The sequence below is a fragment of the Erwinia sp. MYb416 genome (assembly GCF_037479575.1).
GTDB classification, from domain to species: domain Bacteria; phylum Pseudomonadota; class Gammaproteobacteria; order Enterobacterales; family Enterobacteriaceae; genus Erwinia; species Erwinia rhapontici.
In genome coordinates this window covers 1-678 of record NZ_JBBGYT010000296.1, presented here as the reverse complement: position 1 = coordinate 678, position 678 = coordinate 1, and the positions used below count along the sequence as shown (strand labels likewise).

Annotated in this window: 1 pseudogene; it reads right to left on the bottom strand. The window is 48.4% G+C overall.

The features are described 5' to 3' along the window. Positions 1 to 581, bottom strand: a pseudogene (locus tag WH277_RS02670) (hypothetical protein); the annotation flags it as partial. Positions 582 to 678 lie beyond the last annotated feature (97 nt).

Genomic DNA, 678 nt, shown 5'->3' with positions numbered 1-678 from the left:
ATATTGTCGAGTGACGCTTTACCGCCCTGTGCCGCCACCGCGATACCGCTCTCACCTGAAATGCTGAACACGGTATCCTTCACCTGCAGCAAGGAATCTCTGGTTGTCGTCCAGATACCGTAAGCAGCAGAACCAGACGTCTCAATATGACCGCCGTTAACCTCCGCCGATCCGGCATATTCCAGACTCAAGCCATGGGCAAAATCACCGCTGGTGTTGATAGTCACGTTATTGAGAACACTTTGTCCGAGAGTCGATATCGCGGTGGCGGTTCTCCCGGTCGTGCTGATACTGCTGTCATTCAGGGTCAACGCAGAACCGGCCTGGCTGCTCTTTTCAACCAAAATCCCCTGCCCCAGATTACTCGCATTAATAATCAAACCTGTTGCATTCAGCGTTGCGTCATTAACATGAATACCAAAACTGGAGCTCAGACCATTAAGCGTAATTTGGGAATCCTTTAGCGTCGCTTGAGCATGTTTAGAAATTTCTATCATATTCAACACGGTGGGGTTATTGGCCGTTAATACCAGGCCATCCCCATTAAGCGTTCCGCCCGTAATATCGATCCCTTCATTCATTCTGTTCCCCAGTGTAATATGGGTATTACTCAGGTTCAGTGTCGAATTTCCCGTTGCAGAAATACCATAAGCATTTGTCCCGGCAATATGAATATTG